A 15,479-nucleotide genomic window follows, 5' to 3' on the forward strand; every position below is an offset into this window, starting at 1 on the left:
ATGTCAGTTGATCTTTGGGAGCAGTGCCTGAGAGCCTTGCAGCAGGAGTTTCCCTCCCAGCAATTCAACACCTGGATCAGACCTCTGCGTGCGCAGGACAGTGCCGACAATGAGCTGCTGTTGCTGGCACCCAACCGTTTCGTCAAGGACTGGGTGGCCGACAAGTTTCTGGCGCGGATACAGCAGGCTGTCTGCGAAGCCATTGGCGACATGAGCATTGAGGTACGTCTGGACGTGGCGGGTCATGCGGGTGCTGCGTTGCCGCGCACACGTACGGCACCAGGTCGCATGCGATCCCATCGTCCGGTGGCCGAGCGCGCCGCGCCGATTGCGCCACCGCCTCCGTCCCCCGTTCCTTCTGTTTCCCAGTCCGTTGCTCCGGCATTCGAACCTGCAGAGGTGGCGCCCCTTGCAGAGCCTGAGGCCTCCTCCCCTGCCGTGTCCGCAATGATCGAGCCCGATGCCTCTTTCTCGACGCCGGAACCGGTGGTTGAACCGACTCCGCAGATGGGCTTTTTCGATCAGCTGGAACAGCCGGAACCTATGGGAGGTCTTCAGTCCATGGGTGGCCGCCGAGTTGAGGTTGAGGGTGGTGTCCGTCACCAGTCCAACTTGAACCCGATGTTCACGTTTGAATCCTTCGTACAGGGTAAATCCAACCAGCTGGCGCTGGCAGCGGCCCAGCAGGTTGCGGATAACCCGGGGGGATCCTATAACCCGCTGTTCATTTATGGCGGTGTTGGCTTGGGTAAAACCCACTTGATGCATGCTGTTGGTACGGAGATGCTCAAGCGCAACCCCAATGCCCGAATCGTTTATCTGCACTCTGAGCGCTTTGTCGCCGATATGGTCAAGGCGTTGCAGTTGAATGCGATCAACGATTTCAAACGCTATTACCGTTCTGTGGATGCGCTGCTGATCGACGATATACAGTTTTTCGCCGGCAAAGAGCGTTCTCAGGAGGAGTTCTTCCATACCTTCAATGCGCTGTTGGAAGGCGGTCAGCAGATGATTCTGACCAGTGACCGCTACCCGAAAGAGATTCATGGTGTGGAAGAGCGGTTGAAATCCCGTTTTGGCTGGGGCCTGACGGTAGCGATCGAACCGCCCGAACTGGAAACCCGGGTTGCGATCCTGATGAAAAAAGCTCAGGAGGCGCAGGTTAACCTGCCCGACGATGCCGCTTTCTTCCTCGCCCAGAAGATTCGTTCCAACGTGCGAGAGCTCGAGGGTGCGTTGAAGCGCGTGATAGCGAATGCTCACTTCACCGGTAATGCGATCAATACGCCTTTTATCAAGGAATCCCTGAAGGATCTGCTGGCGTTGCAGGACAAACAGGTTAGTATTGATAACATTCAGCGTGTTGTGGCCGATTACTACAAGATCAAGGTGGCTGATCTGCTCTCCAAGCGTCGCAGTCGCTCAGTGGCACGGCCTCGTCAGGTCGCCATGAGTCTGGCGAAAGAGCTGACCAACCACAGTTTGCCCGAGATCGGTAATGCCTTTGGTGGCCGCGATCACACGACAGTGCTTCACGCCTGTCGTAAGATCAAGGAACTGCGTGAGACCGATACCGATATTGCTGAAGATTACAAAAACCTGCTGCGTCATCTGACGGCGTAGTGATGGACCTGACAGGGTAGCCTGAATCATGAGACTTGTTATATCCCGCGAAGCGCTCATCAAACCACTGCAGCTGGTCGCTGGTGTTGTGGAACGCCGTCAGACGCTGCCGGTGCTGTCCAATATCCTGCTGGTCGCTGAGGGTAACCAGTTGTCGCTGACCGGTACCGACCTGGAGGTCGAGCTGGTTGGTCGCGTTCAGTTGGATGAACCGGCTGAGGCTGGCTCGGTGACCGTCCCGGCTCGCAAGCTGATGGATATCTGCAAATCACTGGCTGACGATGCCCGCATCGAGCTGGAACTCTCCGGCCAGAAGATGATGATCAAGTCAGGCCGCAGTCGTTTCAGCCTGTCGACTCTGCCGGCACATGAGTTCCCCAATGTGGAAGACAGTCCGGAGACGTTCGAGCTGCAACTGCCGCAGTCTGCACTGCGTCGCCTGATCGAGCAGACCGGCTTTTCTATGGCCCAGCAGGATGTTCGCTATTACCTCAACGGCATGTTGCTGGAGGTCAAGGATGGCGAGCTGCGCAGTGTGGCAACCGACGGCCACCGACTGGCGACCTCGGTCAGCCCGGTACAGACCGACGTGACCTCACAGCAGCAGATCATCGTACCCCGCAAGGGTATCCTGGAGCTGGCACGTCTGCTTCAGGGTGGAGATGAGCATGTCAAACTGGTGATTGGTGCCAATCATATCCGTGCCAATGTCGGTGACTTTACCTTCACTTCCAAGCTGGTGGATGGCAAGTTCCCGGATTACCAGCGCGTTATTCCGCGCAATGGCGACAAGGAGCTGCTTGGCGACCGTCAGGAATTGCGTCAGGTATTCAGCCGTATCGCGATTCTTTCCAATGAGAAGTACCGTGGTGTTCGTTTGACACTGAATGACGGTTATCTGCAGGTGATGGCGAACAACCCTGAGCAGGAAGAGGCGGAAGAGACCGTAGCGGTCGATTACCAGGGCGGTCATCTGGAAATCGGCTTCAACGTTAACTATCTGCTCGACGTATTGTCGATCCTCAACTCCGATGTGGTGCGCTTCACCCTCCTCGACTCCAACAGCAGTGCGCTGATCCAGGGGTATGATGAACCTGAAGCCCTGTATGTCGTCATGCCGATGCGCATGTGATCACGCCGGGCGCCCGATCTGGGCGCCCTGTTTTCTGCACCCTCATGCCGCTCAAGCAGCTCAAAATCCAGAACATCCGTAACCTTTCCTCGGTCAGTCTGTCGCCGTTGAGCCGCATCAACATTCTTCACGGTGACAATGGCAGCGGCAAGACCAGTGTTTTGGAGGCGATTCACTTTCTTGGGTTAACCCGTTCCTTTCGGGGTAGCCAGTTCCGTCATCTGTTGCAGGAAGGTCAGACACAGGCACTCGTTTTTGCTCAGGCCGATCCGCTGGGCCAGGGCCAAAGCAAGCCTCTGGGGGTGGAGCGCACTCTGGATGGTGATGTACGGGCCCGTTTTGCCGGTCAGAGCCTGGGCGCAACCGACCTTGCCGAGCTGTTACCGTTGCAGGTCATCAACAGTGATACCTTCGATCTGCTGGATGGCAGCCCAGGCGTACGTCGCCAGTTTCTGGACTGGGGGGCATTCCATGCGGATCCCGCATTCATTCAGCACTGGCGCGGTTTCAGACGTGCGCTCAAGCAGCGTAATTCACTGTTGAAATGTGGTAAAATCGACCCTCGCGTTCTGAAGATATGGGACGCGGAGATGATCCATTATGCCGAGCAGATGACGGAGCTGCGGCAGGTCTATATCGACCGCCTGTTGCCGGATTTCGAAGCGGCGTTGAGCGCGTTGCTGCAGGGTGTTGAAGTGCGTTTGCTGTTCAGCCCCGGCTGGGATCGTAAAAAGGGGCTTGAGGTGCTGCTGGCAGAGAGCTTCGAGCGAGATCTGCGTCAGGGGTTTACCAGTCTGGGTCCGCAACGAGCTGACCTCAGATTCAAGGTTGGCAGCCTGAATGCCGCCGACCGATTGTCCCGTGGTCAGAAGAAACTGGTGGTCAGCGCTTTCCGGCTGGCTCAGGGCGCGTTGTTTCATCGCCTCAGCAACCGCGCCTGTATCTATCTGATTGATGACCTGCCGTCCGAGCTCGATGAGCGTCACTGTCGGCAGTTTTGTGAGTTTTTGGAGGCGAGTGCCAATCAGTGCTTTATCACCTGCGTAGAGCCCGGCCTGTTGAGCCGGATCTGGCAGCCTGACACTGATGTTGCATTGTTCAGGGTGGAATCCGGTACGTTAACGCACGAAGGTGCGCCAGGAGATCAAACATGAGTGGTGAAAACCAGAGTTACGACTCGTCCAGTATCAAGGTTCTGAAGGGACTTGATGCGGTCAGAAAGCGGCCGGGCATGTACATTGGTGATACCGATGATGGCAGTGGTCTGCATCATATGGTATTCGAGCTGGTCGACAACGGCATCGACGAGGCACTGGCAGGCTACTGCTCGGAGATCGGTGTAACCATCCACCCGGACGAAAGCGTGACCGTGTCTGACAACGGCCGTGGTATCCCGACCGATATCCATGAAGAGGAAGGCATTTCTGCGGCCGAAGTAATCATGACCGTACTGCATGCCGGCGGCAAGTTCGACGACAATACCTACAAGGTATCCGGTGGTCTGCATGGTGTGGGTGTGTCCGTTGTGAACGCCCTTTCCTCTGACCTTAAACTGACCATTCGTCGTGCAGGTCAGGTGCATGAGCAGATTTACCATCACGGTGTACCCGAAGCGCCATTGGCGGTTGTCGGTGAAACCGATCAGACGGGCACCATCGTTCGCTTCAAGCCGTCCGAAGAAACGTTCAGCAACATTCAGTTCCAGTACGATATCCTGGCCAAGCGTCTGCGCGAGCTCTCCTTCCTCAACTCCGGCGTGCGTATTCGCCTGAAGGATGAGCGCAGCGGGCGTGAAGAAGTCTTCGAGTATGAGGGTGGTCTGGCTGCGTTCGTTGAATTCCTGAACCAGAACAAGTCACCGATCAACAAGATCTTCCACTTCAACCTGATGCACGAAAACGGCGTCGGCGTTGAGATCGCCATGCAGTGGAACGACAGCTTCCAGGAAAGCCTGCACTGCTTTGCCAACAACATTCCGCAGCGTGATGGCGGTACTCACCTGTCCGGCTTCCGTACAGCCCTCACCCGCAGCCTGAACAGCTATATCGAGGCTGAGCAGCTGAACAAGAACGGCAAGGTCAGCACCAGTGGTGATGACAGCCGTGAAGGCTTGACCGCGATTATCTCGGTCAAGGTGCCCGATCCCAAGTTCTCCTCCCAGACCAAGGACAAGCTGGTTTCTTCCGAAGTGAAAACAGCGGTTGAACAGCTGATGGGTCAACAGCTGCAGGAGTACCTGCTTGAGAACCCGCAGGACGCCAAGTCGGTTGTGCAGAAGATGATCGACGCGGCCCGTGCCCGTGAAGCAGCGCGTAAGGCGCGTGAGATGACGCGTCGTAAGGGTGCTCTGGATGTGGCGGGTCTGCCGGGCAAGCTTGCGGACTGTCAGGAGAAGGATCCGGCGCTGTCTGAACTCTACCTGGTGGAGGGTGACTCCGCAGGCGGTTCTGCCAAGCAGGGGCGTGATCGTCGCACCCAGGCAATTCTGCCGCTGAAGGGTAAGATCCTGAACGTGGAAAAGGCGCGTTTCGACAAGATGCTCACCTCTGCCGAGGTGGGTACCCTGATCACGGCACTGGGTTGCGGCATCGGTCGCGAAGAGTTCAATCCGGACAAGCTGCGCTATCACAGCATCATCATCATGACCGATGCCGACGTGGATGGTTCGCATATCCGTACCCTGCTGCTGACGTTCTTCTTCCGCCAGATGCCGGAGCTGATCGAACGCGGTCATATCTACATCGCCCAGCCGCCGCTGTACAAGATCAAGAAAGGCAAGCAGGAGCAGTATCTCAAGGATGACGAGGCGCTGGATAACCACCTGCTGCAGGGTGCACTGGATGGTACCAGCCTTTACCCCAGTGAAAATTCTCCGGCCATCTCCGGTCAGGCACTGGAGACACTGATTACCCGTTACCGTCAGGTCGAGCGGATGTGTCAGCGTCTGAGCCGCGTTTACCCGCTGGAAGTGCTCAAGCGTTTGCTTTACCTGCCTGCGCTTAAACTGGACCAGCTGTCGTCTGCTGATACGGTTCGTCAGTGGTCTGAGCAGCTTTGCGAGGCGTTGGCAACTTATGTGGATGGTGGTGAACGCTATGAGTGCTCGCTGAAGGAAGACCGTGAGCACAGCCTCTTCCTGCCGCTGATCAAGATCATTCAGCACGGCGTTGATACTGATTACGTCATCGACGTGGAGTTCTTCCGCTCACGTGACTACCAGTCGATTGTCGAGCTTGGACAGGAGCTGCAGTCCCTGCTGGATGACGGGGCTTACCTCGCCCGTGGCGAGCGACGCTTCGCGCTCACCGAACTGGGACAGGGTATTCGCTGGTTGCTTGAGCAGTCCCGCCGTGGCAATACCATCCAGCGTTACAAGGGTCTTGGCGAGATGAACCCGGAGCAGCTGTGGGAAACCACCATGGATCCGGATGCCCGCCGCATGCTGCAGGTTACTGTGGATGATGCCATCGCGGCAGACCAGCTGTTTACCACCCTGATGGGTGATGAAGTTGAGCCGCGCCGCAACTTCATCGAGTCCAATGCACTCAGTGTTGCCAACCTGGACGTTTGATCGCTGATTCTGTCAGATCTCATCTAGCGTGCTCTGACGTCTCATTTGTGTGCTCTCCCGTCTCATCTAAGTGAGATGGGAGATATTTTGAGCGGTTAATTAAGTGAACAAAATAGGCAGCTACATGGCTGCCTATTTTATTTTAAATCAGTGATATACAGCTTTGGTTATCCTCGATATGGTGTAAAGTATAATCTTTATCACTGATATCTTTTACTAACTCATATATATTGACATTTTTTGAATCATATTTTCTATCTTGAGATATAGCCAAGATAAATTGTTTCCCCAAATTAGCTGAAAGCTTCAGAAGCACTTGCATGCTGTCTACACGCATTTGGTGCTGTCCGGGCTCATCCATTACTAAAAAGCCTGGGTGATTTTCGGCTAAATTTAGCAGCGCTATATAGTAAGCCCAGATTGACCTTACGAAGTCGCTCGCAGATGAAACATAACGAATATACTGTGGCTGCTGAGATTCAATACGGACAATCGGCAGTAGGCGATGCGATGAGTCATCATTGATTGTTATATTATATACACCGTTACTGCGATAACCGAAGCTATCCAAATAGTTTAGGAATGTATTTTTGAAGTTTTTGACTTTTTCTTCATCTACCGACTTTAAATTCCTCAATCTTTTTTCTTCTTTTTCAAGTAGGACATATCCTATTCTAATTTCTTTAAGGTCGTTCCTGAAGCTAGATAGAAAGTCAGAAAATTCTTTTAATTCATTTTTTCTAAATTTTATTTCGGCGAGTTTCTCATATTTTGATCTAAGCGCTTCCGCACTTGGTGACGTAAGGTCTATTGATATACTATCAAGCTGCTCACGCTTTAACGATATTTTTTTGCGGTAAAATGATAAAGCGGATAAGCACCTCTCGACGACATTTTCAGATGCAGTGATATATTTCTGGTAGGTATCTCTCTTTGATTCCAAAAATAGAAGTGAGCTGTCAATGGGTAATCCCCCCGAAAAGTAGCAGTGCTCAAAAGTAGAATTTTCTCGTAATGTATACGCAGGAGGTTCTGCATGAAGAAGTCCCGATACACCGACAGCCAGATCATGGCGATACTGAAACAAGCGGAAGCAGGTACCCCAGTTCCCGAACTATGTCGTGAACATGGGATGAGCAGCGCCACATTTTATAAGTGGCGGGCGAAATACGGCGGCATGGATGCTTCGTTGATGGCTCGGCTGAAAGAGCTTGAAGATGAAAACCGCCGCCTGAAGAAAATGTATGCTGAAGAGCGGCTGAAGGCCGAGATCGTCCAGGAAGCACTGCAAAAAAAGTGGTGAAGCCGTCTCGGCGCAAGGAGATGGCACAGACCTATGTTGCTTCCCGTGGCGTCAGTATCCGGCTTGCCTGTGCTGCCTTTGGTATCAGCGAATCCTGCTACCGGTACCAACCCAAGCTGTCATCGGAGAATGCTGAGATTGCAGATTGGTTGATCCGCCTGACTGAACAGGATTCAGACTGGGGCTTTGGTATTTGCTTTGACTACCTGCGTAATGTGAAAGGCTTCGGCTGGAACCATAAGCGCGTATACCGTATCTACTGTGAACTTGCATTGAATCTGCGCATACGGCCTCGGCGGCGCCTAAAGCGCCATAAGCCGGAGCCGTTGAAACAGCCCCTGCGACGCAACCAGGTGTGGTCGATCGACTTCATGCACGATCAGCTGTCGGATGGCAGAAGCTACCGGCTGCTCAATGTGATCGATGACTACCGGCGAGAAGGACTGGCAATAGAAGCAGGCTTCTCTCTGCCATCCATGCGAGTGATACGCACCCTGTCTCAGTTGATTGAGTGGAGGGGAAAACCATCGCACATTCGCTGTGACAACGGCCCAGAATTCATCAGTCACGAATTCACCAACTGGGCTCGTAAACATGACATCCGGATTGAGTATATTCAACCCGGCAAGCCTCAACAGAACGCTTACATCGAGCGTCACAATCGAACGCTCCGCTACAGCTGGGTCAGTAAGCATCTATTCGAAACACTGGAGGACGTTCAGGATTATGCAACGCAGTGGCTCTGGTTTTACAATCATGAGCGGCCGCACAAAGCCAATGGTGGCCAGCCACCACTAAAAGTGGCTTAGCCTCTACTTTTGGCATCAGCTAAAAAGGGGAGGATTACCCAACGGCTCAGCTTTTATCTGCCTGGACCCTAAGCTCATGCGCTCGTACTGAGGCTAAGGATGGCGACCAGGGTGATTATTGCAAGCAAGCCGATAATGACGACCGTGATGACCAGGCTGGAGTTAACCTCTTGTTGCAGCTCCTCATCCTTCGGATAGAGCTCCGGGGATGAATAGGCCTGCTTTTCGGGTGGCTGCTGAGGATTGGTCGTATCGGCCTTGCGTTCCTCTGGCTGGTCGGTTTCTGCGCCTGTATTGCTCTTGTGTGATTGGAAACTGTTTGCAAGTTTCCTCAAATCGCCCAGGAGGCTCGCAAAAAGGAACAGCACGGCCAGTATCAATGCTGGCCAATAGACGAAAAAGCCGGCAATCGCGAAGGCTATAGCGAGTCCAAAATACATCTCTTTGCTACCTGTTTACCCGCTTTAATTATTTTCTATCAGTGTGCATGCCTCAGCTGTTTGTTTGCTGAGTTCAGGGTATGCGTTGCCTTGACCCCGTCATCATCCGATCCGACACGCCAGAGCTGATGATCCTGCAAGACAGATATGTACTCAAGTCGGGCACCTCTCTTAAGGGCCTTTTTATGCCCGTGATCAGGGAAGTAACATTTTGACCCAGGGGCTCTGGCTCTTTATTCGCGTATAAAGAACATGCCTTGTGATGCCGTTTCAGGTGAGCCAGTGGATGAGCTTTGCCCCCGTGGTCTTTAGTTATTATCAGTGTTTCTCGTGATTATCCGCGAGGGTCTGTTTCGATCACGCCTTTCTGTTTGGTGTGTGACGCTCTAAAGGATTTGAGGAAGGGGTAGTCGTCCAGATTGATGAGGTTGCGAAAGCTGGCCCAGTCAATCAGGGTGAACAGGCAGATAGCGGGATAGTTCCAGTTCGTAAACTCTCCCTGCCTGGCCTTTTCCTCCAGTACAGCCATTGATTGACTGATCCGTTCTTTCTGCAGTCGATAGAACAATGTGTCCGTGTCCGTGTCGATGCCCGAGCGCTGGCTCAGCAGTAAAGTTATCAATGAGTCCTGTGCCCCGTCGATCAGGCTGAGCAGGTTTTCCTGATCCCAGCTCAATGGTTCACCAATACTATGTGTCTCACACAAATAGCGTGCTATCACCCGTGAGTCATACAGGGTTCGCTCATTGTCGATCAGAACCGGAATCTTCATGATCGGTGTTTTCTCTGCCAGTGCGGCTCGACCTTCTGAATAGATATCCAGAGAGGTGTAGGTGTGTGCTTGCTCGGCCAGCAACAAGCGTATACGTCGTACGTAAGGTGATGTATCAGATCCGATCAGTTCCATTCAGGCGCTCCTTGGTTGTGGTTCCACGTGGAACACATAGGTTGAGTTCATTATAGGATGAGTTTGGCAGCAGAAAGAATGGCTTCACATGAAACAAAAAAGCCCCGCAATGGCGGGGCTTTAAGAGAGGTGAGCGGTTAGCCCAGCAATGAAATGTCAGCGACGCCGAGGAAGAGTCGACGCAGACGCTTGAGCAATGCCAACCGGTTGGTGCGCACCGCTTCGTCATCAGCCATGACCATCACGTTGTCGAAGAAGCTATCGATCACTTCACGCAGGCTGGCGAGACGTTCAAGTGCAGTGCGGTAGTCACCCTGCTCAAACACCGGCTGCAGATCATGCTCGGCTGAGAGCAATGCAGACGCCAGCGCCTTTTCTGCCTCTTCCTGAAGCAGATCGTCATTGACCTCAGTGCTGATATCACCCTCCTGCTTGCTGAGGATGTTGCTCACACGCTTGTTGGCAGCGGCGAGAGACTCGGCTTCAGCCAGGTTGCGGAAGTGGCTGACAGCATCGATACGGCGATCGAAATCCAGCGGGCTGGTCGGACGCAATACATGTACTGCCAGGAAGGTCTCGGCACTGATGCCGCGATCATCGTACCAAGCGCGGAAACGGTCCAGCATGAAGTCGAGTACGCGGTCGGCCAGGCCTTCGCTGCCCGGCAGGTCGCCGTGCTGTTCGGCGGCCAGGGTCAGCAGCTGGTGAAGATCCAGGTCCAGTTTGTGTTCGACAATGATGCGCAGTACGCCCAAGGCGGCACGGCGCAGCGCGAACGGGTCCTTGGAACCGGTCGGCGGTTGATTGATGCCGAACAGGCCGGTCAGGGTGTCCAGTCGGTCAGCGATCGCCAGGGCAATACCGGTTCGGGTCGCGGGCAGCTCGTCACCCGCAAAGCGCGGCATGTACTGCTCGTTCATTGCCTGGGCAACCTCTTCCGGCTCACCGTCATGCAGCGCATAGTGGTAGCCCATAAGGCCCTGGAGTTCGGTGAATTCGAACACCATGTCGGTCATGAGGTCGCACTTGCTCAGCGCCGCGGCGCGACGGGCATAGTTGGCGTCACCGTTGATCAGCTCGGCAATCGAGGCTGCAAGGCCTTCGATTCTCTGCGTCTTGTCGTAAACGGTACCCAGCTGCTGCTGAAAAACGATCGACTTGAGTTTCTCGATACGTGCGTCCAGCGGCTGCTTTTTATCGGTCTCAAAGAAGAACGCGGCATCGGCCAGACGTGGACGAATGACCTTCTCGTTACCCTCGATCACCTGCTGGGGGTCCTTGGACTCGATATTAGCCAGGGTAATAAAGTACGGCATCAGCTTGCCGCTGGCGTCCAGCGCGTGGAAGTACTTCTGGTTTTCTTTCATGGAAAGAATCAGTGCTTCAGCCGGTACGTCAAGGAAACGTTCCTCGAACCGACCCGTCAGGGCTACCGGCCATTCATTCAGCGCGGTGACTTCATCCAGCAGGTCTTCATCGATCTGTGCGATACCACCGATACGCTCACCTTCACGAATAACCTGCTCTCGGATCAGTTCGCGACGCTCGGTAAAATCCGCGATGACCTTGCCTGTTTCTTTCAGTACTCGGGGATAGTCGGCTGGGGCGATCAGCTCAATGTCGTGGTTGTAGTGGAAGCGATGTCCACGGGTCTTGCGGCCGGCATTCAGGCCGAGAATCTCGGCTTCAACCACTTCATCACCGAGCAGCATGACCAGCCATTTGACCGGACGTACGAATTCGGTGCGTGAAGAGCCCCAGCGCATGCGCTTTGGAATCGGCAGCTTGTTGAGTGACTCACTGATAATGCTAGGCAAAAGGGATGCTGTGCTCTGCCCCTTTTCGACACCGCGGTACACGTAGTAGCTACCCTTGGGGGTTTCCATTACCTCCAGCTGATCGATGCTGACGCCGCATGAACCTGCAAAACCCTGGACCGCTTTTTCCGGTGCCTGGGTTGCCGGGCCGCGTTTCTCGATCTCACGGTCCGGCTGCTGAAGCTCGATGCCAGTTAACAGTACGGCCAGTCGGCGTGGTGCTGCAAAAGGACGGGCTTCGACATAGCCGATTCCAGCTGCATCAAGGCCAGCGGTGATACCGTCGAGAAAAGCACCCGAAAGCGTTTTCAGTGCTTTCGGTGGGAGTTCTTCTGTACCGAGTTCGACCAGAAAATCATGTTGTGACATTACTTATCCTCCTCACAGGCAGCGAGTACTTCTGCCCGGATCGCTTCGGGAGCCAGCGGGAAACCAAGTGCACGACGTGCTTCGAAATAGGCGTGTGCCACATCGCGTGCCAGGGTACGTACACGCAGAATGTAACGCTGGCGTTCGGTCACGGAAATGGCGTGGCGGGCATCCAGCAGGTTGAAGGTATGAGAAGCCTTGAGCACCATTTCATATGCCGGCAGCGGCAGGTTGGCGGCCAGCAGCTTCTGGCACTCTGCTTCATAGTGGTCGAAGTTGGTGAACAGAGCCGGCACGTCAGCATGCTCGAAGTTGTAGGTCGACATTTCCACTTCGTTCTGATGGAAAACATCGCCATAGGTGACCACGCTGCCATCCGGATAGCGTGCCCACACCAGATCGTACACGCTGTCTACGTTCTGCAGGTACATGGCAATTCGCTCAAGACCATAGGTGATTTCACCGGTCACCGGATAGCATTCCAGTCCGCCTGCCTGCTGGAAATAGGTGAACTGGGTGACTTCCATACCATTGAGCCAAACTTCCCAGCCCAGGCCCCAGGCACCCAGTGTCGGCGATTCCCAGTTGTCTTCTACAAAGCGCACATCGTGCACATTGAGGTCGATGCCCAGATGCTCAAGGGAACCGAGGTAAAGCTCCTGAATGTTGTCGGGTGAAGGCTTGAGTACAGTCTGGAACTGGTAGTAGTGCTGCAGGCGGTTGGGGTTTTCACCGTAGCGGCCGTCGGTCGGACGGCGGCTGGGCTGCACGTAGGCAGAGCGCCAGGTTTCGGGGCCGATCGCCCGCAGGAAGGTACAGGGGTGGAAGGTACCGGCACCCACCTCCAGGTCCAGTGGCTGCACGATGACACAGCCCTGTTCGGCCCAGTATTGCTGCAGGGCCAGGATCAGTCCCTGGAATGTGCTAACGTCTGGAGTCACCTTGTCAGTCACGGAAATCACCATTGCTGTTGAATGTGGTCGAAATAGGAGCAGAATTATACATGATCACAGCCAGGAATGGCCCTACTCCGCTTGACCCCAAGGCATATTTCTGCCGTTATCCTTCAGTGCTTACCCCCCGCTTGCAGGTCTGTCTATAATCACCGCTTAAGGCATCGGATGGAGAATGTTGTGAAACTGATCAAGTCGCTGTTGGCGGTTGCCCTGCTCGGGTTGCTGTCACTGCTGCCGCTTCGCCTGTCACAGGCGCTTGGACGCAAGCTGGGCGATCGTTACTGGCGCAAGGGGGATGCAGCCAAGATGACCCGGCAGACAAGACAGAATATCAACGCCTGTTTCCCTGAGTGGGGAGAGTCCGAACGTGAAGCGCTGGTACATGCCAGTTTGCAGCAGACGGGTTGTTCACTGTGTGAAATGGGGATGTCCTGGCTCTGGCCAGCCAAGCGGACGCTGAAAAAGATTCGTCGGGTGCACAACGAAGAGTTGGTTCAAGAGGCGGTCGCCACTGGCAAGGGCGTGATTCTGATAGCCCCCCATCTGGGTAACTGGGAGGTGTTGAACCTGTATCTGTCGGATCAGTACCCGTTTACGGCCATGTACAAACCGCCACGGTTAAAGTTGATGGACGACCTGGTCAAGCGGATGAGAGCGCGTTTGGGTACACGGATGGCACCTGCCGATACCCGGGGCGTGCGTATGGTCATGAAAGCGCTAAAACGCGGCGAAATGGTTGGCATTCTGCCGGATCAGGAGCCAGACCGCAGTGGTGGTATCCATGTCCCCTTCTTCGGCGTAGAGGCCCTGACCATGAAGCTCTTGCCTCAGTTGGCTGCTCAGACCGGTGCAGTAGTGGTCTGTGGTTATGCTGAGCGCCTTCCGGATGCAGAGGGTTTTGATCTTTATTTTGTGGCGGCCGATGAGCGTATTAACAGTCGTGACCTGGAAGAAGCTGCTACGGCGATGAACCTGTCTGTAGAAAATTGCGTCAGAGCACTGCCTGAGCAGTATCAGTGGGAGTATCGCCGTTTCAGTACTCGTCCAGAGGGCGCCCCTCGCTTTTACGAATGATCGATCGCCGAGCAGCCTGATGCTGCTCAGCGTCTCCAGAAGGCGGGGGTGAACAGTACCAGCATGGTGAAAACCTCAAGGCGTCCCAGCAGCATCGCCAGGCAAAGAATCCATTTTGCAGTGGGGTTCAAATCACCAAAGTGTGCCGCCACTTCACCCAGTCCCGGCCCCAAGTTGTTAAGTGTTGCACCGACCGCCGACCAGGCTGTGACCTGATCCAGGCCGGTCGCCAGCAGCGCAACCAGCATCACGACGAAGACAATCAGATAAACCGAAAAGAATCCCCAGACCGCCTGCAGGATCGGGTCGGGAATCGGTCTTTGCCCGAGTTTGACCGGTATGACCGCATTCGGGTGAATCAGGCGCAGAATTTCACGATAACCCTGCTTGAGAATCAACAGCACACGTATGGCTTTCATACCGCCGCCGGTTGAGCTTGCACAGCCACCGACAAAAGCCAGCACAAACAGCATAAACGGCAGCATGGCGGGCCAGTGGGCAAAATCGGCCGTCGCAAAACCGGTCGTTGTCGCCACAGAAACCACCATGAAAGCCGCCTTGCGCAGCGAGTCCACCGCCGGGTAGGTCTCGGTCACGACCAGTACAAACAGCGTCAGTAACGTGATCAGGCCCAGCAGCGACAGGTAGAAACGCAGCTCGGGATCCTGCAGGTAGTGCATTAACGTTCGATGCCGCCAGGCAAAGAAGTGGAGCCCGAAGTTGATACCTGCCACGACCATGAAAAAGATGGCAATGGCTTCAATGGCGGCACTATCGAAGTGGCCGATACTGGCGTCATGGGTCGAGAAGCCGCCGATGGCCACGGTGGAAAAGCTGTGGCCGATGGCATCGAAGGGGCTCATTCCCGCCAGCCAGTAGGCGACGCCACAGGTAACTGTCAACGACAGATAGATATACCAGAGTGCCTTGGCAGTTTCAGTGATGCGGGGCGTCAGCTTGTTATCCTTGACCGGACCTGGTGTTTCGGCGCGATACAGCTGCATGCCACCGATGCCGAGCATGGGCAGAATGGCGACAGCCAGCACGATGATGCCCATTCCTCCCAGCCATTGTAGCTGCTGGCGATAGTAGAGAATCGAACGAGGCAGTTGGTCCAGGCCGGTCATTACGGTAGCGCCGGTCGTGGTCAGGCCCGAGATGGATTCAAACACCGCATCCACGGCGGACAGGCCCGGGTGCTCGGAGAGCATCAGCGGCAGTGAACCGAATACACCCAGAACGCTCCAGAAGAGTACCGTAACCAGAAAGCCGTCACGTATGCTCAGCTCCTGTCGTACCGCATAGACCGGCACCCAGATGATAAATCCCGTTGCAAGGGTGATGGCAAATGCGGTGCTAAACGCCCAGTGAGCCATGTCCTGGTAATAGAGCGATACCGCCAGCGGCGGTAACTGAGTGATACTGAAGATCATCAGCAGTATCCCCAGAATGCGCAGTATCACTTGAAAATGCATCGA

General features: G+C 54.7%; 12 protein-coding genes. 6 read left to right on the plus strand and 6 right to left on the minus strand.

The features are described from left to right. From dnaA to gyrB, 4 genes are read left to right on the plus strand one after another with little or no spacing between them, the layout of a single operon-like run. Nucleotides 1-1,623 (plus strand): chromosomal replication initiator protein DnaA, encoded by a 1,623-nt coding sequence (gene dnaA, locus LN244_RS00005; RefSeq protein WP_239040820.1) that lies wholly within the window; start codon nt 1-3, stop codon nt 1,621-1,623. A 28-nt stretch (nt 1,624-1,651) separates the two neighbouring features. Further along, nucleotides 1,652-2,755 (plus strand): DNA polymerase III subunit beta, encoded by a 1,104-nt coding sequence (dnaN, locus tag LN244_RS00010; RefSeq protein ID WP_239040821.1) that lies wholly within the window; start codon nt 1,652-1,654, stop codon nt 2,753-2,755. Between the two features lie 44 nt (nt 2,756-2,799). Further along, nucleotides 2,800-3,909, plus strand: a complete 1,110-nt coding sequence (gene recF, locus LN244_RS00015) for a DNA replication/repair protein RecF (protein ID WP_239040822.1) — start codon at nt 2,800-2,802, stop codon at nt 3,907-3,909. Beyond that, on the plus strand, nt 3,906-6,326 hold the full coding sequence (gene gyrB, locus LN244_RS00020) for a DNA topoisomerase (ATP-hydrolyzing) subunit B (protein WP_239040823.1): 2,421 nt from the start codon (nt 3,906-3,908) through the stop codon (nt 6,324-6,326). The genes recF and gyrB overlap by 4 nt, the downstream gene beginning before the upstream one ends. A gap of 142 nt (nt 6,327-6,468) precedes the next feature. On the opposite strand, the gene LN244_RS00025 is transcribed toward gyrB, so the two are convergent. After that, nucleotides 6,469-7,413: a hypothetical protein gene (locus tag LN244_RS00025; protein WP_239040824.1), complete on the minus strand. Its 945-nt coding sequence runs from the start codon at nt 7,411-7,413 to the stop codon at nt 6,469-6,471. On the opposite strand from LN244_RS00025, the gene LN244_RS00030 reads away from it, so the two are divergent. Continuing rightward, nucleotides 7,363-8,438, plus strand: a protein-coding gene (locus LN244_RS00030; protein ID WP_239039826.1) for an IS3 family transposase whose coding sequence is annotated in 2 segments (ribosomal slippage) — nt 7,363-7,612 and nt 7,612-8,438 — 1,077 coding nt in all. Because the reading frame shifts where the segments join, the coding sequence is not laid out codon by codon here. The genes LN244_RS00025 and LN244_RS00030 overlap by 51 nt on opposite strands. A gap of 74 nt (nt 8,439-8,512) precedes the next feature. Here the strand turns inward: LN244_RS00030 and LN244_RS00035 are convergent. The 4 genes from LN244_RS00035 to glyQ all read right to left on the minus strand — a co-directional run bounded on the left by LN244_RS00035 (nt 8,513) and on the right by glyQ (nt 12,936). After that, on the minus strand, nt 8,513-8,878 hold the full coding sequence (locus LN244_RS00035) for a hypothetical protein (protein WP_239040825.1): 366 nt from the start codon (nt 8,876-8,878) through the stop codon (nt 8,513-8,515). A 334-nt stretch (nt 8,879-9,212) separates the two neighbouring features. Further along, nucleotides 9,213-9,785: a glutathione S-transferase family protein gene (locus LN244_RS00040; RefSeq protein WP_239040826.1), complete on the minus strand. Its 573-nt coding sequence runs from the start codon at nt 9,783-9,785 to the stop codon at nt 9,213-9,215. A 137-nt stretch (nt 9,786-9,922) separates the two neighbouring features. Continuing rightward, nucleotides 9,923-11,971, minus strand: coding sequence for a glycine--tRNA ligase subunit beta (gene glyS / locus LN244_RS00045; protein WP_239040827.1), 2,049 nt, complete (start codon nt 11,969-11,971; stop codon nt 9,923-9,925). Then, nucleotides 11,971-12,936: a glycine--tRNA ligase subunit alpha gene (glyQ, locus tag LN244_RS00050; protein ID WP_239040828.1), complete on the minus strand. Its 966-nt coding sequence runs from the start codon at nt 12,934-12,936 to the stop codon at nt 11,971-11,973. Before glyQ ends, glyS begins: the two co-directional genes overlap by 1 nt. Nucleotides 12,937-13,104: 168 nt before the next feature. Here glyQ and LN244_RS00055 point away from each other — a divergent pair, with 168 nt between their 5' ends. After that, nucleotides 13,105-14,001, plus strand: coding sequence for a lysophospholipid acyltransferase family protein (locus LN244_RS00055; RefSeq protein WP_239040829.1), 897 nt, complete (start codon nt 13,105-13,107; stop codon nt 13,999-14,001). 26 nt (nt 14,002-14,027) lie between these two features. Here LN244_RS00055 and LN244_RS00060 read toward each other — a convergent pair whose 3' ends face one another. Next, complete coding sequence (locus LN244_RS00060) at nt 14,028-15,476, minus strand: TrkH family potassium uptake protein (RefSeq protein WP_239040830.1); 1,449 nt, start codon at nt 15,474-15,476, stop codon at nt 14,028-14,030. Between the last annotated feature and the right edge of the window lie 3 nt (nt 15,477-15,479).

The organism is Marinobacterium sediminicola (genome assembly GCF_022343685.1).
Taxonomy (GTDB): domain Bacteria; phylum Pseudomonadota; class Gammaproteobacteria; order Pseudomonadales; family Balneatricaceae; genus Marinobacterium; species Marinobacterium sediminicola.

Excerpts from the sequence above, each read along its gene's own strand:
- dnaA (WP_239040820.1), top strand. The coding sequence starts at position 1 with ATGTCAGTTGATCTTTGGGAGCAGTGCCTGAGAGCCTTGCAGCAGGAG.
- dnaN (WP_239040821.1), top strand. The coding sequence starts at position 1,652 with ATGAGACTTGTTATATCCCGCGAAGCGCTCATCAAACCACTGCAGCTG.
- recF (WP_239040822.1), top strand. The coding sequence starts at position 2,800 with ATGCCGCTCAAGCAGCTCAAAATCCAGAACATCCGTAACCTTTCCTCG.
- gyrB (WP_239040823.1), top strand. The coding sequence starts at position 3,906 with ATGAGTGGTGAAAACCAGAGTTACGACTCGTCCAGTATCAAGGTTCTG.
- LN244_RS00035 (WP_239040825.1), bottom strand. The coding sequence starts at position 8,878 with ATGTATTTTGGACTCGCTATAGCCTTCGCGATTGCCGGCTTTTTCGTC.
- LN244_RS00040 (WP_239040826.1), bottom strand. The coding sequence starts at position 9,785 with ATGGAACTGATCGGATCTGATACATCACCTTACGTACGACGTATACGC.
- glyS (WP_239040827.1), bottom strand. The coding sequence starts at position 11,971 with ATGTCACAACATGATTTTCTGGTCGAACTCGGTACAGAAGAACTCCCA.
- glyQ (WP_239040828.1), bottom strand. The coding sequence starts at position 12,936 with ATGGTGATTTCCGTGACTGACAAGGTGACTCCAGACGTTAGCACATTC.
- LN244_RS00060 (WP_239040830.1), bottom strand. The coding sequence starts at position 15,476 with ATGCATTTTCAAGTGATACTGCGCATTCTGGGGATACTGCTGATGATC.